At 64.5% G+C, this 18,922-nt stretch carries 21 protein-coding genes and 1 pseudogene; 8 read left to right on the forward strand and 14 right to left on the reverse strand.

Going from position 1 to position 18,922, the window contains the following annotated elements:
- Positions 1-59: 59 nt before the first annotated feature.
- On the reverse strand, positions 60-929 hold the full coding sequence (locus tag ACYVG8_RS03605; RefSeq protein ID WP_107889093.1) for a pirin family protein: 870 nt from the start codon (positions 927-929) through the stop codon (positions 60-62).
- A 33-nt stretch (positions 930-962) separates the two neighbouring features.
- On the reverse strand, positions 963-1,814 hold the full coding sequence (locus ACYVG8_RS03610) for a pirin family protein (protein ID WP_028499214.1): 852 nt from the start codon (positions 1,812-1,814) through the stop codon (positions 963-965).
- Between the two features lie 314 nt (positions 1,815-2,128).
- Between ACYVG8_RS03610 and ACYVG8_RS03615 the strand changes: the two genes are divergently transcribed.
- Positions 2,129-3,202 carry an FUSC family protein gene (locus ACYVG8_RS03615; protein ID WP_158537492.1) on the forward strand — a complete coding sequence of 358 codons (1,074 nt, stop codon included), beginning with the start codon at positions 2,129-2,131 and terminating at the stop codon, positions 3,200-3,202.
- A 23-nt stretch (positions 3,203-3,225) separates the two neighbouring features.
- On the opposite strand, the gene ACYVG8_RS03620 is transcribed toward ACYVG8_RS03615, so the two are convergent.
- The 4 genes from ACYVG8_RS03620 to ACYVG8_RS03635 are packed head-to-tail and all read right to left on the reverse strand — an operon-like array spanning position 3,226 to position 7,218.
- Positions 3,226-4,359, reverse strand: a complete 1,134-nt coding sequence (locus tag ACYVG8_RS03620; protein ID WP_460745032.1) for an enoyl-CoA hydratase/isomerase family protein — start codon at positions 4,357-4,359, stop codon at positions 3,226-3,228.
- A 14-nt stretch (positions 4,360-4,373) separates the two neighbouring features.
- Entirely contained in the window at positions 4,374-5,153 is a 780-nt protein-coding gene (locus ACYVG8_RS03625; RefSeq protein WP_107889090.1) for an enoyl-CoA hydratase, read from the reverse strand.
- Positions 5,153-6,310, reverse strand: coding sequence for an acyl-CoA dehydrogenase family protein (locus ACYVG8_RS03630; protein WP_028499210.1), 1,158 nt, complete (start codon positions 6,308-6,310; stop codon positions 5,153-5,155). Before ACYVG8_RS03630 ends, ACYVG8_RS03625 begins: the two co-directional genes overlap by 1 nt.
- Before the next feature lie 53 nt (positions 6,311-6,363).
- Entirely contained in the window at positions 6,364-7,218 is an 855-nt protein-coding gene (locus ACYVG8_RS03635; RefSeq protein ID WP_028499209.1) for a 3-hydroxyacyl-CoA dehydrogenase family protein, read from the reverse strand.
- 192 nt (positions 7,219-7,410) lie between these two features.
- On the opposite strand from ACYVG8_RS03635, the gene ACYVG8_RS03640 reads away from it, so the two are divergent.
- The 7 genes from ACYVG8_RS03640 (at position 7,411) to ACYVG8_RS03670 (ending at position 13,275) form a co-directional block, all read left to right on the forward strand.
- Positions 7,411-7,821 (forward strand): MerR family transcriptional regulator, encoded by a 411-nt coding sequence (locus ACYVG8_RS03640; protein ID WP_028499208.1) that lies wholly within the window; start codon positions 7,411-7,413, stop codon positions 7,819-7,821.
- A 94-nt stretch (positions 7,822-7,915) separates the two neighbouring features.
- Positions 7,916-9,103: an acetyl-CoA C-acyltransferase gene (locus ACYVG8_RS03645; protein WP_028499207.1), complete on the forward strand. Its 1,188-nt coding sequence runs from the start codon at positions 7,916-7,918 to the stop codon at positions 9,101-9,103.
- 132 nt (positions 9,104-9,235) lie between these two features.
- Complete coding sequence (gene rstA, locus ACYVG8_RS03650; protein ID WP_028499206.1) at positions 9,236-9,949, forward strand: two-component system response regulator RstA; 714 nt, start codon at positions 9,236-9,238, stop codon at positions 9,947-9,949.
- 10 nt (positions 9,950-9,959) lie between these two features.
- Positions 9,960-11,258, forward strand: coding sequence for a two-component system sensor histidine kinase RstB (gene rstB / locus ACYVG8_RS03655; RefSeq protein ID WP_028499205.1), 1,299 nt, complete (start codon positions 9,960-9,962; stop codon positions 11,256-11,258).
- Positions 11,259-11,394: 136 nt separating this feature from the next.
- Positions 11,395-11,664, forward strand: a complete 270-nt coding sequence (locus tag ACYVG8_RS03660) for a hypothetical protein (RefSeq protein WP_028499204.1) — start codon at positions 11,395-11,397, stop codon at positions 11,662-11,664.
- Positions 11,664-12,449, forward strand: a complete 786-nt coding sequence (locus ACYVG8_RS03665; RefSeq protein WP_028499203.1) for a trypsin-like serine peptidase — start codon at positions 11,664-11,666, stop codon at positions 12,447-12,449. The genes ACYVG8_RS03660 and ACYVG8_RS03665 overlap by 1 nt, the downstream gene beginning before the upstream one ends.
- A gap of 52 nt (positions 12,450-12,501) precedes the next feature.
- The gene (locus ACYVG8_RS03670; protein ID WP_084300065.1) at positions 12,502-13,275 is read left to right on the forward strand and encodes a TatD family hydrolase; all 774 of its coding nucleotides are present in this window, start codon (positions 12,502-12,504) and stop codon (positions 13,273-13,275) included.
- On the opposite strand, the gene ACYVG8_RS03675 is transcribed toward ACYVG8_RS03670, so the two are convergent.
- The 8 genes and pseudogenes from ACYVG8_RS03675 to ACYVG8_RS03710 form a co-directional block, all read right to left on the reverse strand.
- A complete protein-coding gene (locus tag ACYVG8_RS03675; protein ID WP_051528843.1) occupies positions 13,256-13,981 on the reverse strand; it encodes an anaerobic ribonucleoside-triphosphate reductase activating protein in 726 nt (241 codons plus the stop codon). The genes ACYVG8_RS03670 and ACYVG8_RS03675 overlap by 20 nt on opposite strands.
- Positions 13,959-14,135, reverse strand: a complete 177-nt coding sequence (gene nrdD, locus ACYVG8_RS03680; RefSeq protein WP_107890306.1) for an anaerobic ribonucleoside-triphosphate reductase — start codon at positions 14,133-14,135, stop codon at positions 13,959-13,961. Before nrdD ends, ACYVG8_RS03675 begins: the two co-directional genes overlap by 23 nt.
- 41 nt (positions 14,136-14,176) lie before the next feature.
- Entirely contained in the window at positions 14,177-15,898 is a 1,722-nt protein-coding gene (locus ACYVG8_RS03685; protein WP_036385947.1) for a ribonucleoside triphosphate reductase, read from the reverse strand.
- Positions 15,899-16,313: 415 nt separating this feature from the next.
- Positions 16,314-16,798 (reverse strand): annotated as a pseudogene (locus ACYVG8_RS03690) (contact-dependent growth inhibition system immunity protein).
- 164 nt (positions 16,799-16,962) lie between these two features.
- Positions 16,963-17,232 carry a colicin immunity domain-containing protein gene (locus ACYVG8_RS03695; protein WP_460745033.1) on the reverse strand — a complete coding sequence of 90 codons (270 nt, stop codon included), beginning with the start codon at positions 17,230-17,232 and terminating at the stop codon, positions 16,963-16,965.
- Entirely contained in the window at positions 17,229-17,666 is a 438-nt protein-coding gene (locus ACYVG8_RS03700) for a colicin D domain-containing protein (RefSeq protein ID WP_460745034.1), read from the reverse strand. The genes ACYVG8_RS03695 and ACYVG8_RS03700 overlap by 4 nt, the downstream gene beginning before the upstream one ends.
- A complete protein-coding gene (locus ACYVG8_RS03705; protein ID WP_460745035.1) occupies positions 17,666-18,175 on the reverse strand; it encodes a hypothetical protein in 510 nt (169 codons plus the stop codon). Before ACYVG8_RS03705 ends, ACYVG8_RS03700 begins: the two co-directional genes overlap by 1 nt.
- Before the next feature lie 359 nt (positions 18,176-18,534).
- A complete protein-coding gene (locus tag ACYVG8_RS03710) occupies positions 18,535-18,795 on the reverse strand; it encodes a two-partner secretion domain-containing protein (RefSeq protein WP_460745036.1) in 261 nt (86 codons plus the stop codon).
- Positions 18,796-18,922: the final 127 nt, after the last annotated feature.

Below are 18,922 nucleotides of genomic sequence, written 5' to 3' on the forward strand. Positions count from 1 at the left end.
GCCGTCATTCTGCGTTACATCGCTGATTCTATTGGTTTTAAAACGCGCATGATGGCTGCTTATTTTTCCGGCAGCGGTATCCATTCGCTCTCGCCCGGCACCGGTTCGAAGCGGTCCGCCTTCCAGTCGGCCTTCGCCTGTTCGATGCGCGCCCTGGAGCTGGACACGAAGTTCCACCACATATAGCGCGGCCCGTCGAGCGGATCGCCGCCGACCAGCATCAGCCGCGCGGCCGTGTCGGCCCGGACCGGCACGTCGGTGCCGGGTTCCAGCACCACCAGCGTGCCGGCCTCGACCCGTTCGCCGCCGACCGTCGCACAGCCGGAGACCACGTAGACGGCACGTTCCGGGTGCCCGGCCGGCAGCGTGAACGTCGCGTCGGCCTCAAGCTCGGCCGCCACGAACAGCGTGCGGTCATAGGTCCTGACCGGCGATGTCAGCCCGAACGCATCGCCGACCAGCACCCGCAGTGCCACGCCGGGCAAAGTCAGCGTCGGCAACGTCCCGGCCGGGTGATGCCAGAAGCCCGGCGCATCGTCCTCATGCGCCTGCGGCAGGGCGACCCACATCTGGATGCCTTCTACCGCTTCGCCCCGGGCGCGGACATCGGCCGGGATGCGCTCCGAATGCACCACGCCGCGACCGGCGGTCATCCAGTTGATCGCGCCCGGTTCGATGCGCTGCAGCGTGCCAAGACTGTCGCGATGCATGAAGGCGCCGGAGAACAGATAGGTGACCGTGGCCAGACCGATATGCGGGTGCGGCCGCACATCGCCCTCAGTGCCGGTACGGGCGAACCCGGCCGGGCCCATATGGTCGAGAAACACGAACGGGCCGACCGAACGGGCCTCGAAGGCCGGCAACAGGCGACGCACCGGAAAACCGATGTCGCGGATCCTGGAAGCAATGCGCGTGCGGATCTGGGTCATGCTGGACTCCTGCGGGATAACGCGTTGAAAGGATCAGAAACGGCCGTTGCGGAAATCGTCGATGGCCTGTTCGACCTCGCCACGGCTGTTCATCACGAACGGGCCCCACTGCGCGATCGGTTCGCCCAGTGGCCGGCCGGCCAGCACCAGCACGCGGGCGCCACTGACCGTCGACAGCGTCACGCCATCGGCGGCGGGGTCATTGCCGAGCACGGCCAGCCGCTGTTCGCCGACGGTTCGCCCGCCAATCGTCGCTTCACCGGCGTACACATACACGAAGGCATTGTGCGACGGCGGCAGCGGCAGCGAATGGGTCGCGCCGGCCGGCAGTTCGAGGTCGAGATACAGCGGCTCGGTATCGGCCTCCTGCACCGCGCCACGCAGGCCATCGGCCTCGCCGGCAATGACCTTGATCGTCACGCCGCCGGCCGTTGTCGTCTGCGGGATCGCCGACGCCGGGATATCACGGTAGCCCGGCTCGCTCATCTTGCGGGCCGCCGGCAGGTTGATCCACAGCTGGAAGCCGTGCATCAGCCCGTCCGCCTGCTCCGGCAGTTCCGAGTGCACCAGTCCGCGGCCGGCATTCATCCACTGCACGCCGCCCGGGCCGAGCAGGCCTTCGTTGCCGTGGCTGTCGCGATGGCGCATGCGGCCATCGAGCATATAGGTCACGGTCTGAAAACCGCGGTGCGGGTGGTCGGGAAAGCCGGCGATATAGTCGTCCGGGTTGTCGGAGCGGAATTCGTCCAGCATCAGGAACGGGTCGAGCCGGCGCTGCAGTTCCTGGGTCAGCACCCGCAGCAGCCGCACCCCGGCACCGTCGGAGGTCGGCATGCCGGCCTGCAGGCGTTCCACTTCGCGGCTGCGGTTGACGACAGCATTCATGATTCGGCTCCTTTGATCGACCGAGGCAATATTTACCGGCCCCGTTCCGGTGAAAACCCACAACAACGGAAGGTTGACCATTGAATGGTAGCCATCTGGCCGTCACGGAAATAGCGAAATAATCCGCGCCATTGATTCAGTATTTCTGAACATGATTTACCCATTGAGTACACGCATGGCCGTCATGTACACCCGCCATGCTTTCTTGATAGCCGATATCGGCACACCGGGGCGGGGACAGGTCTGATTCTTGCCTTTCCTTTTCCCCGTCACCCCGTCTACCATACGCATAAGTATTTACTGATATATATCCCGTGCATTCCGTCTTCCGCCGCGTCCAGCGCCTGCTGTCGCCCTATTCGATCCACCAGCACTATCCGGCCCTGCACGCTTTGCGGGTCGCACTCGGCTATCTGGTCACCGTCGCCCTGTCGGTCGTGTTCAAGGTGCCGGACGGCGCCTGGATGTCGGTCACCCTGCTGATTGTCATGGGCTCGCTGCCACATCTGGGCAGCGTGTACCAGAAGGCGCGCCAGCGCGGCATCGGTACCGTTGGCGGCGCCCTGGCCGGCATCGTTGCCATTTATCTGTACGGCCGTTCGCCGCTGGCCTGCTATCTGTGGATGGGTGCCTGCGCGGCCGCCAGCGGCTACCTGGCCATCGGCAAGCTCGGCTATATCGCGCTGATTGCGGGGGTCACGCTGACCATCGTCGCCGGGCATGGCGACAACTCGTTCGAGACCGCGCTGTGGCGCGCGCTGAACGTGCAGCTTGGCGGCATGATTGCGCTGATGTTCGCCCGTCTGCTGCCGCAGCGGGCGGTCAATCACTGGAAATACCTGCTGGCCGACAATCTGCGCGACTGCGCGGCACTCTACGGCCGGGTCGCCGTGCTGGATCTGCCGGACGAGGCCACGGTGCAGGAAACCTTCGACCGGCTCAACAAGCGGCTGATCGCCCAGCGCGGGCTGATGAGTGCCGTGGCCGGCGAAGTGTCACTGACGGTTGCCGAGCTGGACCGCATCCAGCGCACCCAGCGCAATATGCTCGGCCTGCTGGAACTGATGGTCGAGGTCTGCCGCAACCCGAGCCGCCATGCCGAGTTCGCGTCGATGCGCAAGCAGGTGGAACATAACCAGCGCCGGGCCCAGGCGCTGATGCGCACCACGGCCCATGCGCTGAAATTCGACCGGCTCGACCGGCTGACGCGCATCGGCTACGCGCCGCAGGCCGAAGTCACCGCGCTGCCGGCCGGCGCCAGCGACGCCGGTTTCGAGGCGGTCGGCTATGTGTGGCTGAACATCAAGCTGCTGCGCCAGGTCGAGCGCATCAATGCCGCGCTGCTCGAAACCGCCTCGGCCTGGTACCGGCCGCCGGTCCGGGCCTGACCGGCCCGGGACAGCAGCAGGCGCTAGAGCGACGCCAGCGGATGCACCGGCCACGGCGGCGCAAAGAAGCCGTCGATCCAGTCCGCATCCAGGCCGGCGAGATCGGCCGGTTTCCAGCGCGGTGCATTGTCCTTGTCGATCAGCCGCGCCCGCACCCCTTCGACGAATTCGCCGCGCAGGCAGCACTGCACCGCAAGGATCAGTTCCAGCCGGAACACATCGGCCAGGCCCAGATGCCGGGCGCGCCGGCGGATCTCCCACACCAGCCCGGCCGTGGTCGGGCAGCCGGCGGCAAAGGTACGCACCGCATCACGGATCCACGGGTCGATGTCATCGGAAGCCGTCCGGAAGCGGGCCGCCACATCACTCAGGCTGTCGGCATCGGTCAGTTCCTGGATGCGGTCATAATGGGCGTGGACCCGGCCGGCCGGCATGGCCTCGGCGGCAATGGCAGCCCGCTCGCGCAGCAAGGCCGACAGCCGGGCACTGTCCTGCCCGGTCTCGCCGCTCCAGTCCGTCGACAGCAGGGCATCGCTCAGCGCCGGCAGCTCGGTCGAACGCAGGGCAAAATCGGCCAGGCCGACGAACTGCGCGTCGGCGGCATTCAGCGGCGCCCCGGTCAGGCCGAGGAACAGCCCGATGCGGCCAGGCATGCGGTTCAGGAACCAGCTGCCGCCGACATCCGGGAACAGGCCGATACTGATTTCCGGCATGGCGATGCGCGAGGTTTCCGTCACGACGCGATGGCTGGCGCCGGCCATCAGCCCCAGACCGCCGCCCATGACGATGCCGCTGCCCCAGACCAGAATCGGTTTTGGATAGCCGTGCATTGCATAGTCGAGTGCGTACTCGTCATGAAAATAGGTCGTCGCAAACGGACCGGCCGACGCCGGGTCGCGGGACAGGGTCTGCGCCAGCGCACGCACGTCACCACCAGCGCAGAATGCGCGCTCGCCGCTGCCGGTCAGCAGCACCAGCACCACCGCAGGATCGTCGCGCCAGCGCGTCAGCTGCGCGTGCAGCAGCCGGATCATGTCCAGCGTCAGCGCATTCAGCGTGCGTTCGCTGTTCAGCGTCGCCTGGGCGATCACCCGGCCGTTGGCCGCGCGGTGTTCATGGAAAATCACGCAGGAATCAGGATCGGTTTTTGTGGTCATGGTTTCTCCTTCAGTCAGCGGTTTTTCCATACCGGATCGCGTTTGTCCAGAAACGCGCGAACGCCTTCGCGCTGATCCTCGGTCGAGAACAGCTGGATGAACAGCTCGCGCTCCAGCGGCAGATTGGTTTCCGGCGGCGCGGTTCGCGCCGCCTGCAGCAGGGTCTTGCAGGCGGCGACGCTGGACGGGCTCTGGCGTTCGACCCGCCCGGCCATCTCCAGCGCCGTGCCCAGCGCCTGCCCGGTCGGCACCACCGCCTCGACCAGACCGATGCGCTCGGCCTGTGCCGCATCGACCCGCTCGCCGAGCAGCACCATGCGCTTGGCCCAGCCCTCGCCGACCAGATGCGGCAGCAACTGGGTGCCGCCAGCGCACGGCAGCAGGCCGACGCTGGCTTCCGGCAGTGCCATGACCGCCTGGCTTTCGGCCACGCGCAGGTCACAGGCCAGCGCGACCTCCAGCCCGCCGCCCATGGCGTAGCCGTTGATGGCGGCGATGCTGACGCCGCGGAAATGCGCGAGGGCGGTGAAGGCGCGGCCAAAGCGCAGCGCCATGTCGGCGGCGGTGCCAAGGTCGCCGTCGGCGAACAGCTTCAGGTCGGCACCGGCGGAAAAGAACCGCTCTCCGTCGCCGGTCAGCACCAGCGCGCGGACGTCGGGATCGGCATTCAGGTCGGCCACCAGCGTTTCCAGCGCCGCCAGGCTGTCACGGGTCCAGGTATTGGCCGGCGGATTGCTCATGCGGACGATGGCGACATGGCCGCGTTTTTCCAGCTGCAGATGGGTGTAATTCATCAACGGATCTCCCCGGTCGGATCATTGAGCAGCGCGCGCGACACGATCACGCGCATGACTTCGTTGCTGCCTTCGAGAATGCGGTGCACACGCAGGTCGCGCACATGGCGCTCCAGCGGGAACTCGCGCAGATAACCATAGCCGCCATGCAGCTGCAGCGCCTCGTCGGCCACCTGGAAGCAGGCATCGGTCGCGTAGCGTTTGGCCATGGCGCAATACACGCCGGCATCCGCCGCCGCGCTGTCCAGTTTCCACGCCGCCAGCCGCACCATCTGCCGCGCGGCCACCAGTCCGGTCTGCATGTCGGCCAGTTTGAACTGCAGCGCCTGGAAGGTGGCCAGCGGCTGGCCGAACTGCCGCCGCGCCTGCACATACTCGCGCGCCCGGTCCAGCGCGGCCTGGGCAGTGCCGACCGAGCAGGTGGCGATATTGACCCGGCCGCCATCCAGCCCCTTCATGGCAAAGCGGAAGCCCTCGCCTTCGTCGCCGAGCCGGTACTCAAGCGGGATGTCGACCGCGTCGAAGGTCACGGCACGGGTCGGCTGGCTGTTCCAGCCCATCTTGTGCTCCAGCTTGCCGTAGCCGATGCCCGGGCTGTCGGCCGGCACCAGGAACGCCGAAACGCCGCGCGCGCCGGCGCCGCCGGTGCGGGCCATCACCACCAGCACATCGGTGCTGCCGGCGCCGGAAATGAACATCTTGCTGCCGCTGAGCCGATAGCCGTCCGCCGTGCGTTCGGCACGGGTCGTCAGCGAGGCCGCATCGGAACCCGCATTCGGCTCGGTCAGGCAGTAGCTGCCGAGCAGCTCGCCACTGGTCATGCGCGGCGCCCAGCGCGCGGCGACTTCGGGGCGGGCAAAGCTGGCGATCATCCAGCTCACCATGTTGTGGATGGTCAGGTAGGCGGCCGTCGACGTGCAGCCCCATGCCAGTTCCTCGAACACGATCGCCGCGTCCAGCCGGCCGGCGCCGAGGCCACCGTATTCGACCGGCGTGTACAGACCGCAGAAGCCGAGTTCGCCGGCCTTGCGGATCACGTCGAGCGGGAAATGTGCGTCGGCATCCCAGCGTGCGGCATGCGGGGCCAGTTCGGCACGGGCAAAGTCACGGGCTGCAGCCTGGAACGCGCGCTGCTCATCGCTCAGGGCAAAATCCATCTGTCTCTCCTTGGTGCGGGCGTCTTTGGCGCGCCCTTGCGGTCAGGACCGGCTCAGGACCGGTCGGTGTAGTCGTAGAAACCGCGACCGCTCTTGCGGCCGAGGCGACCGGCGGCGACATAGCGCGCCAGCAGCGGGCAGACCCGGTATTTGCTGTCGCGGAATTCGCTGTACAGCACATCGAGAATCGCCACGCAGGTATCCAGGCCGATCAGGTCGGCCAGCGCCAGCGGTCCCAGCGGATGACGCATGCCCAGCGTCATCACCGCATCGACCGCCGCCGGGTCGGCCACGCCGTCATGCACGCAGAACGCCGCCTCGTTGATCATCGGCATCAGCACCCGGTTGGAGACGAACCCCGGTGCATCGCCGACCGTCACCGGCGTCTTGCCGAGCCGGGTCGTCAGCGCCTCGATCGCCCGATGGGTCGCGTCATCGGTCTGCTCGGCGCGGATGATTTCCACCAGTGGCATCAGCGGCACCGGATTCATGAAATGCATGCCGATCACCCGCTGCGGTGAGGGCACCGCCGCCGCCAGCCGGGTCAGCGAAATCGACGAGGTATTGGAGGCGATGATGGCATCGGGCCCGACCGCCGCGGCCGCCTCCCCCAGCAGCCGCAGTTTCAGCGCCAGTTGTTCGCTGGCCGCCTCCACGACCAGCTCGCAGCCGGCCAGCGCCCCGGGACCGGACACCGTCGCCACCCGCGCCAGCACCGCGTCCGGCTCCAGACCGGCCTGACCGGCCGCCAGCTTGTCCAGCGAGCGGCGCATCTGCGCCATCGCACGCGCCTGCTGCGCCGGATCGATATCGCACAACCGTACCGCCAGCCCGGCCTGCGCACACACCTGGGCGATGCCGCCGCCCATCTGCCCGGCACCGATCACGCCAACCTGTCGAATTTCCATTGTTTGCTTCCCTCCGCTCGAGCGCACACACTAATATCCAGTTTACGTTAACGTCAACATGGCAGCAGAAACGTTGACCCGGTTTCCGTCCTGCCATGGACTGACGAGCCCGCCACCAGCCGACGCTTACGTTGCAGCACAGCATGGATGGCGTCATCGCGATAAAATGCCCCGATAGCCAGGAGCGCCTGAATGAGCGGCAACGATAAAACTTACACCATCAGCGAACTGGCACGGGAATTCGACGTCACCACCCGCACCATTCGCCATTACGAAGAACAGGGACTGATTGCGCCGGAACGACGCGGCCAGCACCGGATCTACTCGCGTCGCGACCGCATCCGTTTGCTGCTGACCCTGCGCGGAAAGCGCATCGGGCTGACCCTGAACGAAGTCCGCGAGCTGTTCGAGCTGTATGACGCCGCACGTGACGATGCACCGCAACTGCTCGAATTCATGCGCATTCTCGACCTGCGCGAGCAGCGCCTGATGCAGCAGATCGAGGATATCAACGTCGTCATGCGCGAAGTCCAGGGACTGAAGGCGCAGTGCGAACGCCTGCTGGAAAAAAAATCCGCTGATGCCGATTCGCCACAGCCGTGACGGATACGGGTGCCCGCGCGCGGCGCTGGCGCGCCTTTTTTCCCGCCGTTATATTACGTTAACGTAAAAGACAACAATGCAAAGGAGCAGCAAAATGCAGCAACAGGATCCTGTCGTCATCGTTTCCGCCGTCCGTACCCCGATCGGCGGCTTTCAGGGCCACCTGGCCCCGGTCGCTGCCCCGACCCTCGGTGCCGCCGCCCTGCGCGCGGCCATCACCCGTGCCGGCATCGGTGCCGATGACGTCGACGAGTTGCTGATGGGCTGCGTGCTGCCGGCCGGGCTCGGCCAGGCACCGGCCCGCCAGGCCGCGCTCGGCGCCGGGCTGTCCGAGCACACGCCGTGCACCACGGTGAACAAGATGTGCGGCTCCGGCATGAAAACCCTGATGCAGGCGCACGATGCCCTGCTCGCCGGCAGTGCCCGGGTCGTGGCCGCCGGCGGCATGGAAAGCATGTCCAATGCGCCGTATCTGCTGCCGAAAGCACGCACCGGCCTGCGCATGGGGCATGGCGAGGTCAAGGACCACATGTTCCTGGACGGGCTGGAAGACGTGTACGAGAAAGGCACGCTGATGGGAGTGTTCGCCGAACGCTGCGCCGCGCATTACGGCTTTACCCGCGAGCAGCAGGACACCTTTGCCATCCGCTCGCTGCTGCGGGCGCAGGAAGCCATCCGCGAAGGTGCCTTCCGCGACGAGATCGTGCCGGTCGACGTGCCGCAGCGCGGCGGCAACCAGGTAATCGACACCGACGAGCAGCCGCTGGCCGCCCGCCTCGACCGCATTCCGACGCTGAAACCGGCCTTTGCCGCGGACGGTACGGTCACGGCCGCCAATGCCAGCTCGATTTCCGATGGCGCCGCCGCGCTGGTGCTGATGCGTGAAAGCGAAGCCGCCCGTCGCGGGCTGAAGCCGATCGCCCGCATCGACGGCCACACCAGTTTCGCCCACGCACCGTCGTGGTTCACCACCGCCCCGGTCGGTGCGATGCGCGCGCTGTTCGAACGCACCGGCTGGCGTCAGGCCGATGTCGATCTGTACGAGATCAATGAAGCCTTTGCCGTGGTCACACTGGCGGCCATCACCGAGCTGGACCTGCCGGCCGACAAGGTCAACGTCAATGGCGGCGCCTGCGCACTCGGCCACCCGGTCGGCGCCTCCGGTGCCCGCATTGTCGTCACCCTGATCCATGCGCTGCGCCAGCGCGGACTGAAGCGCGGCATCGCCAGCCTGTGCATCGGCGGCGGCGAGGCCACGGCGATGGCCATTACCCTGCTGTAACGGCGGCCACCGCGGCGGCGTCCGCTGCCGGCGGCGACGGAATCTCCACGGAGTTTGTCGCCGTCTGCGCGCCGGACGGGCCAACCCGTTACAATTCCCCCCATGCTGACAGACAAAATCAGGGACCTCGCCGTGAACCCTCGCATCACTTTTGTTGAAGACGACGCCGAACTCGCCGAACTGATCGGCGACTACCTCAGAAGTTACGGATTCGACATCGCGGTCATCGACCGTGGCGACACTGCGCTGGAGGCCATTCTGGCCGACCCGCCGGACCTGGTGCTGCTCGACATCATGCTGCCGGGCAAGGACGGGCTGACGTTGTGTCGCGAGCTGCGGGTCGACTATCAGGGTCCGATCGTGATGCTGACTTCGCTGAACAGCGACATGAACCAGATTCTCGGCTTCGAGCTCGGTGCCAACGACTATGTGCTGAAGACCACGCCGCCTTCGGTGCTGCTGGCCCGCATCCGTGCCCACCTGCGCCAGTCGCACGCGGCGCCGGAACCGGGCCCGGCCGGCAAGAAGGCCGACAAGATTCTCGACTTCGGCACGCTGCAGATCGACCACATGAACCGCAGCGTGCGTTTCCTGAACGAACCGATCCCGCTGTCGACTGGCGACTTCGACCTGCTGTGGGAGCTGGCCAGCCATGCCGGCGAGGTGCTGACCCGCGACGACCTGCTGATGACGCTGCGCGGCGTGCGCTACGACGGTCTGGACCGTTCGATCGACGTGGCCATTTCGCGGCTGCGCAAGAAGCTTGGCGACGACACGGCCGATCCGCGCAAGATCAAGACCATCCGCCACAAGGGCTATCTGTTCGCCAACGACGTCTGGCGCTGAAGCCCCCGCCATGCGCAAGCTGTTCTTCCGCTTCTACATTACGGTTGTCGTCAGTTTCCTGATTTCGGTGCTGGTCATCGGCGCGATCTACAAGAACGAGGTGCGCGGCACGACCCAGCGCTACCTGATCGACATCTTCGAGACCTCGCTGTACCTGATCGAGCGCGAGCTGTCCGACTACCCGGAATCGGAGTGGGAGGATGCGCTGAACAATATCCGCAACCGCATCCCGCTACCGGTCGAGATCGAGGCGCTGGATGCCTACGTGCTGTCGCCGGAAAACCAGAAGGCGCTGCGTGAAGGCAGCATCATCCGGCTCGAGGACAGCAATCTGTTCCTGCAGCGCATCCCGCACAGCGAATACCTGGTGGCGATGGGACCGGTCAGCTACCTGCACTATGTCGGCACCCTGCAGTGGATCGACGTGTTCGCCATTCTCAGCCTGTGCCTGACACTCGGCGTGCCGACCTTCCTGTGGATCAGGCCGCTGTGGCGGCATGCGCGTGAGCTGACCCAGGTGTCGCGCCGTCTCGGCAGCGGCGACTTCGCCGCGCGCGCGGTGCTGCCGGACACCTCGGCGCTGGCCGATCTCGGCAATACCGTCAACGGCATGGCAAGCAATATCGAGGAGCTGATCGCCGGCCGCAAGGTGATGATCAATGCCGTATCGCACGACCTGCGCACGCCGATCGCCCGTCTGCGCTACCGGCTGGAAATGCTGCGGGGCGTCACCGCCGAGGCCACCGGCGCCGAGAAGGTCATCGAGCAGATCGGTCGCGACCTCGACAATCTGACCGACATGACCGAAGAACTGCTGCTGCTCGGCAATCTGGAACGGCCGGAGCTGGAGCTGAACACCCAGCCGATCGTCATCCGCCCGTGGCTGGACGAGATGCTGGCCGGCTTCGACTGGGGCGACACGCCGCCGACGCTGAGCTGCAACCTGCAGGACGACCAGGCGGTGCTCGGCGACCCGTACTACCTTGGCCGCGCCGTCGCCAACCTGATCGTCAACGCCCGCCGGCATGGCGGCGGCCAGGTCGCCATCAGCGCACTGTGGCGCGACCAGCAGATGACCATCCACGTCGATGACGACGGCCCCGGCATCCCGGCCGAAAGCCGCGACCAGGTACTGCAGCCGTTTACCCGCCTCGACGTGTCGCGCAGTCGCAAGACCGGCGGCTACGGGCTGGGCCTGGCCATCGTGCAGCGGATCATGCGCTGGCATCGCGGCGAAGTCCGGGTCGGCGATGCGCCGCTGGGCGGCGCCCGGCTGACTCTGGTCTGGCCGACACCGCTAACCCAATGATGTAAAAAGCGTTTATCTACACCGCGTTACAAACCAAAAAAATCACCTTCTGTACAGCGGATGACATAAAAAAAATAATGAACGCTCTGATCCTGCCGGCATGTCGCCGGCCGGCGGCCTTTGACGGGAGACGTTCATGAACAAACTGTGTGTCCTCCTGCTGGCGGCCTGCTGTAGCGCCGGTGCCGTCGCGCTGGCCGCCGCGTCTGCGCCGGACCCGTTCGTCCAGGTCGCCGACGTCAAGGTGGAAAAGAAAACCCTGAAGAAGCCCGGCTCGCGCAAGCCGGTCCCGTCGTCCTCCGCCATTCCGTACATGAGCAAGCGTCCCGACATCAAGGCCGACCACAGCGCGCAGAACCGCGTGGCCGGCCCGGTCGCCCACTCCAGCCCCAAGATCCTGCACTGATGTCCGTGCTGTTGCGCGTACTCGCGCTCTGCCTGGCCCTGCTGCCCATGGTCGCCGGTGCGGACAGCGCGGCGCAGCGGCGCCAGTTGCTGTTCGGCCACGACGACCGCGTGGCCGTCGACGACAACAGCGTCGCGCCGTACGCGGCCATCGGCAAACTGGAGATGCAGAGCGGCGCCCGCTGCTCGGCCACGCTGATTGCGCCGGACCTGGTCGCCACGGCCGCCCACTGTTTTGCGACCGAGCCCGGCCGCGTCGACCGGCCGGTCAGCTTTATGGCCGGCTACCGCGACGGCCGTGGCCAGGCCATCTACCGCGCCACCGGCATGCAGGTGCCACCGGGCTTTCGCCACGGCGTGCATCAGGTCGGCGAACGCCTGTTCATCCGCACCCGGGCAGCACCCTTCGATATTGCGCTGGTCCGCGTCACCAGATTGCGCGGCCGCGCCGACATCGCCCCCATGCCGGCTTTCGACGGCGATCGTGACGCACTGCGCGATGCGCTGACCCGCCGTGACAACCGCGTCGAGCAGGCCGGCTATGCCTACGACCACCGCGAACAGCTGTACACCCACCGTGACTGCCGGGTCACCGCACTGAACGACGACAATACCCTGTCCCATCGCTGCGACACCCTGTCCGGCGACAGCGGCTCGCCCATCTGGCTCGAGACTGCCGACGGCCCGCGCCTGATCGCCGTGCAGAGCGCTGCACCGACGGCGGACCGCCGCGCCAGCGCCGACAATACCGCCGTCACCCTGCTGCAAATCATGCCCCACCCCTGATCCGGCAGCGGAAATCATCGCGGCAGCCACCCTGCAGCCCTACACTGTGCCCATGATGCTGATCGATACCCACTGCCATCTCGACGCGCCCGAATTCGACCGCGAGCGGGACGCGCTGGTCGACGCCGCGCGCGGGGCCGGCGTGACCGATATCGTGGTGCCGGCCGTCACGGTTGCCAACTTCGCCACCACCCGCGACATGCGCGACCGCTACGGCTGTCTGCCGGCGTTCGGTCTGCATCCGATCTACACCGATCAGCATCTGGACAGCGACCTGGAACAGCTGGACGAGTGGCTGACGCGCGAGAAACCGGTAGCGGTCGGCGAAATCGGCCTGGATTTCTATCTGGAGCAGATCGACCCGGCGCGACAGGAACGCCTGTTTGCCGAGCAATTGCGGCTGGCGAAAAAACACGACCTGCCGGTGCTGCTGCATGTGCGGCGCTCCGCCGACCGGGTATTGAAGTATCTGCGCCGCTTTGGCATCGAGCGCGGCATCGCCCACGCTTTCAACGGCAGTGAGGAGCAGGCACGCGCCTGTCTGCGTCAGGGACTGAAACTCGGCTTTGGCGGCGCGATGACCTATTCCGGTTCCCTGCGCATCCGCCGGCTGGCGGCCACGCTGCCACTCGACGCGCTGGTACTGGAAACCGATGCACCGGACATCCCGCCTGCCTGGGCCGCCCGCAGCGAACCAGCCGATGTCGCCCGCTACGCCAGCGAACTCGCCAGCCTGCGCCAGCTCGACAGCGAACAGGTGGCCGAGGCCACCAGCGCCAATGCGCGGGCAGCACTCGGCCTGCCGCTCATGCCTCGCGCCAGCTGAAAGACACAAAGCGCTCGCGCCAGTAGTCGAGCACTGCGGCACCGGGCCAGCGCGCCGGGTCGGACAGCGGCAGTCCGTCGGCCTGCCGGCCCAGTTGCAGGGCCACCTGCCGGATGCCGCGTGCCGCCAGCGTGTCGGCCAGCCGGTACAGATCTTCGGCATTCATGCAGCCCGGGTCGAGCGTGGTCCGGCACTCGAACGGGGTGCCGCTGGCCTGGACAATGTCCAGCGCACGCCACACCCGCGCTTCACTGCCCGGTACCCGGGTCACGGCGTCGATGCCGCCCGGCGCCGCCTTGACGTCCAGACCGATCCAGTCGGCCCGTTTCGCCACCCGCGCCAGCCGGTCCGGATAAATGCCGGCCGTATGCAGGCCAATGCCGAAACCCAGCGCCCGCATCTCGTCCATCCAGTCCGGCAGCTGCGGCGCCAGCGTCGGTTCGCCACCGGAGAACACCACACCATCAAGAAAACCGGCGCGTGGCGCCAGCCGCCGGCGCACCGTGTCCCAGTCCAGCGTACCGGCATCGCGCGACTGGATGCCGGCATTGTGGCAATAGCCGCAGCGCCACGGGCAACCGGCGACGAATACGGTCGCGACCAGCCGCCCGGGCCAGTCGCAAGTGGAAAACGGTTCGACACCGGCGACCGGCAGGCCGCCGGTCACCGCTGTCGCCTGCCGCTCAATGACGGGTACGGGATTCATCGAAGTGGACACGTTCTTCGAACTCGCCCTGCTTGCCGACATTGAACGCCGACACCGGGCGGAAATAGCCCATTACCCGGGTCCACACTTCGCAGCGGGTGCGCTCTTCCGGCGCCAGCGTGGAACGGGTCGATTGTTGGTCGTGCTGAGTCATGGATTTCTCTCCTCGGATGGAAGTGGACGGAATGGCGGCGTTCAGGCCGCACACCCGCATTGGCCCGCCGCGCGGCTGGCCAGCTTCTCGGCGTCGCACTTGGGGCAGTATTCGTGATGGCCGCTGAGGTAGCCGTGCACCGGGCAGACCGAGAAGGTCGGCGTGACCGTCAGGTACGGCAGGCGGAAGCGCTCCAGCGAACGCCGCACCAGCCGCTTGCATGCATCAGCCGAGCTGATCGCCTCGGTCATGTACAGGTGCAGGACCGTGCCGCCGGTATAGCGGCGCTGCAGCGGCTCCTGATGCGCCAGTGCCGCGAACGGATCGTCGGTATAACCGGCCGGCAACTGGCTGGAATTGGTGTAGTACGGCTTGTCGGCCGTGCCGGCCTGCAGGATGTCCGGGAAGCGCTTGCGGTCCTCGCGGGCAAAGCGGTAGGTCGTGCCTTCCGCCGGCGTGGCTTCGAGGTTGTACAGATGGCCGGTTTCTTCCTGGAAGCGGACCATGGCAGCACGAATATGGTCGAGCAGATCCACTGCCAGCTGCAGTCCGTCCTCGCTGGCGATATCCCAGGCGCCGCCGCTGAAGTTGCGCACCATCTCGTTGATGCCGTTCACCCCCACCGTCGAGAAGTGATTGCGCAGCGTGCCGAGGTAGCGACGCGAATACGGGTACAGCCCGGCATCCATCCAGCCCTGAACTTTCTCGCGCTTGATCTCCAGGCTGTCGCGCGCCAGTTCCAGCAGCCGGTCGGTGGCAGCGAACAGCGCATCGCGATCACCGGCGAAGCGATAACCGAGCCGGGCGCAGTTCAGCGTCACCACGCCGAGCGAACCGGTCTGCTCGGCGCTGCCGAACAGACCATTGCCGCGCTTCAGCAGTTCGCGCAGGTCGAGCTGCAGCCGGCAGCACATCGAACGCACCATCTGCGGTTCCAGATCCGAGTTCAGGAAGTTCTGGAAGTACGGCAGGCCATACTTGGCGGTCATCGCGAACAAGCGGTCGGCGTTGTCGCTATCCCAGTCGAAGTCCGGAGTGATGTTGTAGGTCGGAATCGGAAAAGTGAACGCGCGGCCATGCACGTCACCCTGCGACATCACATCGAGGAACACGCGATTGATGCGGTCCATTTCCGGCTGACAGTCGCCATAGCTGAAAGGCATTTCCTCGCCGGCGATGACCGGAATCTGCTCGCGCAGGTCCACCGGGCAGGTCCAGTCGAAGGTCAGGTTGGTAAACGGCGTCTGCGTGCCCCAGCGCGACGGCACATTGAGGTTGTAGACGAACTCCTGCATCGCCTGCTCGATGGCACGGTCGTCGAGCCCGTCGCGGCGAACGAACGGCGCCAGATAGGTGTCGACACTGGAGAACGCCTGCGCACCGGCCCATTCGTTCTGCAGCGTGCCAAGGAAGTTCACCATCTGACCGAGCGCCGACGACAGGTGCTTCGGCGCCCCTGCCTCGATCCGTCCCGGTACGCCGTTGAACCCTTCATGCAGCAACTGGCGCAACGACCACCCGGCGCAATAGCCGGCCAGCACGTCAAGATCGTGCAGGTGGAAGTCCGCGTCGCGGTGCGCCCGGGCAATCTCCGCCGTGTAGATGCCATCCAGCCAGTAGTTGGCAGTCAGCTTGCCGGCCGCGTTCAGGATCATGCCGCCGAGGCTGTAGCCCTGGTTCGCGTTGGCGGAGACGCGCCAGTCGGCGCGGCTGAGGTATTCGTCGAGCGTACTCAACGGATTGATAAGCGTCGTGTCAGTCATCACAACATCTAGTGTTTTAAGTCAGGTTTGCACTATATGTTGATTTTTTGTCCATGACACGGGTAAGACAGAAAGGCTTGATCGGGGTCAAAAGCCGCGCAAAGGAGGCTGACTCATCCCTGCGACGGTGGTACGGCGGGCGATTACCGGGCATGCCGGCCAGTACTTCCGGACCTGCTGCGACCACCACCATCGGTAGCGACTGACTCAGGTTACTGGCCTGCTGGTAGTGCCAGGCCGGTGGCAGTCCCGGCGCACTGGCCGATGGCAATCGGGCCGGACCCGGCCAATCCAGATTTTCCCATCCACCGACAGGCACACGTCGCGACCAGCCTGCCGGGGCTTGAGCAGTCGTTCAGGGAAGCACGTGCGAAGTCCTTTTTCACAGAGGGCATGTAGCTTATGGCTGTCCCCCTTATCTACAGCGACTGAATGCCAGCCGGAGTGCAGCGCCAATTTCTGCCTCAGAGCTGTTTGACGGGATAATGACTTTGTCGCTTTCTTTTATTCCGGTTCCGCTCCACGCCTCTAGCTGTGCATGCCATGTAGGATTTATTTTTATGGTCATTTCATCATTCTCAACCACACAAGTTCGCATAATTCTGAATAAGGTTTTTTTCGTTTTATATTTATATTTTTCTTTTAACAACATTACCCACTTTTCGTGTTCAATTTTCCGTTTTTTATAATCAAAAAAATTCCATATTCCTCTAGCGTCAATTCACGGCTTTTTGAAAGTGCCACAAGTAGCGCAATGCCCAATTCTTTATCAGTAGCCTCTGCCGAAAGCAAACATTGCGCGCCTGCATAATCTCTTCCTAGCAAGCCCAGCCCCGAATATGTCTCAATACAAAAAAAATCACCGTTCCAAAGTGCATTGGCCCATTTTTTCTTTTCCATATTACCTCACCATTGTAAAGACAATTTTTACACTTTGCGATTCCCCATACTCAACTGCTTTATGAAGTCGCTCCTGTGGATAAATGCTCGCGACAGGGTATAAATTCCAGTTTGCCGTGGGGTAAAAATCCGGGAGCAGATCAGGTCAGAAAGGGGATAAAAAGTCACAAGCACCTGTCAATGATTGACAAAATTTCATTTTTTAGTTGACCATCGTTAAATTCGTATACCTCACGGGTTTCATCATCTGCGCAGTACATATCAGCAGCGCAAAATATGCTAGATAAGCACTCACTTAGGTGGGGTTCATCATTCAGAATGATTCCACTATCTCTCTCAACCCTCCATAAATTAATATATATATCAGAGAAGTCAGAGGCAGATATTTCCCCATCAACAAAAGACTTAGCTAAATCTAAAAGGGTAGCACTCATCGTAGAATTCCATTTTTTATATAATTTTCAAATTGTGGCGTATTAGGATCTAATTTGAATCCCGTAACAAATTTACCTGCACTATCCAGCACTACAACATTATTTGTTTTTGGATTAAAAAATACCTTTGAGTCTTTTAAAAATCCATAAGTCCCATGAGGCTCCGTGTGTTTAGAATTTAAATGAGATTCGATGGCTGCTCCAAATTGACCAAGTGTGCTAGGATTTTTCTTTGCAGTTACCACACCAAAATCAGCAGCATGTTTGAATTTTCTGTCTAGCTGCTGCTGAGAAATGCTTGTTGATTCACCTGAAATAGGTTCTTTGGAATAGCTGTTCGGATCATAGACCCTGACAGCGCCGCCGAGGTTTTCAATAAGGTACTGCGCCCATCCTGCTTGCGTCAGCGGAATTCCCTCAAGCCCCTTGCCCATCAGCTCGGCAAGCTGCTCAGCAAACCCTCTTGGTTCCAGCCCGAGATCCCGCTCGGCTTTGTCGTACCCGGCAAGAGAAACGGTAGCGCCAGCGCATTGTTTTCCGTCTCCAGCTTTGCCGCGATGGTGGCGGCAGCCGTCTCGCCTCCCGTGGCAGCCGCCGTGCCGGCCACAATGCTGCTGATGAGCTTGGATCGGGCTTCTTTTTCTTCCGCCGTCAGGCTGCCAACCGCCTTGCCGTTCAGGCCATCCAGTAAATTGTTCAACACCACGCTGGCCGCGGCGCCGCTGGCTCCTGCGCCACAACTGCCACCCTGAGCGGCGGCTCCTGCGCAGCCCACCAGTCCCTGCAACGCGGCACGGGCCACTTCGCTGTCCAGCTTGTCGGCGATCTCCTTGACCTTCTCCGCCGCCAGTCCCTGCAGGTAGTTGACCGTCGCCCCCTGCAGCATCTGCGCGGCACCCCCGCTGACGTTGCCCCCGGCGGCAGCCGTCAGTGCCGTGACCACCCGCCGGTAGTCGCCGCCCGGCCCCCACCTGGCCGCTTCCCGGTACTGCTGTGCCAGGGTCAGGCGGCGCGCCGGGTCGGTCTCGTCGTCCAGTTGTGCTTTCAGTGCATCCGCTTCCTGCGCCCGGTTGCCCAGGAAGGTCCCGGCCTCCCGCTGCAGCGCGCCAACGATGGCGAAGCCGGCTTCGATCTGCTTCTGGTCGAAGATCGGTTTCAGGGCGTTGCCGGTGGCGCGGGTATCCCGGCTCAGGCTGGCCAGGGCAGCAGGCTGGGCTGGCTGCTGTTGACCTCGTTGATGATCAGCCGGGCACTGCCGCTGGCCAGGGCCGGATTGCTGCGCACCCAGCCGCCAAGCTCGGTCTACACGTCGTGGCGGGCGTTGTTGAGGATGGCGCCGCGCGGGCCGACGTCGAACTGGCGGTAATGGTTGTGCGAAACGCCAGCGGCGTTGGGGGTCTGGATGTCGACCTGCGGCAGGCCGCTGGCGGTGCGCTGCACCACCGGCTGCTGCGTGCTTGCGGCCCCCGGGTCGGCGACGATGCCGTCCGCGCCGGCGCCGGCAGCCAGCAGGAACAGCAGCGGAAGCAGCAGGGACGGCACGCAGCGGCGGACGAGGGGCATGGTGACGGCGCGGGACGGATTGGACTCCGTCACGCTACGCGGCACCGGCGCGCATGCCATCTGCCGGATTCCCGAGTTGCAACGGGAAGCCGCTGATTATTTGCTGGTTTTTACTGCAGAAAGCAGC

Source organism: Microvirgula curvata (genome assembly GCF_054781615.1).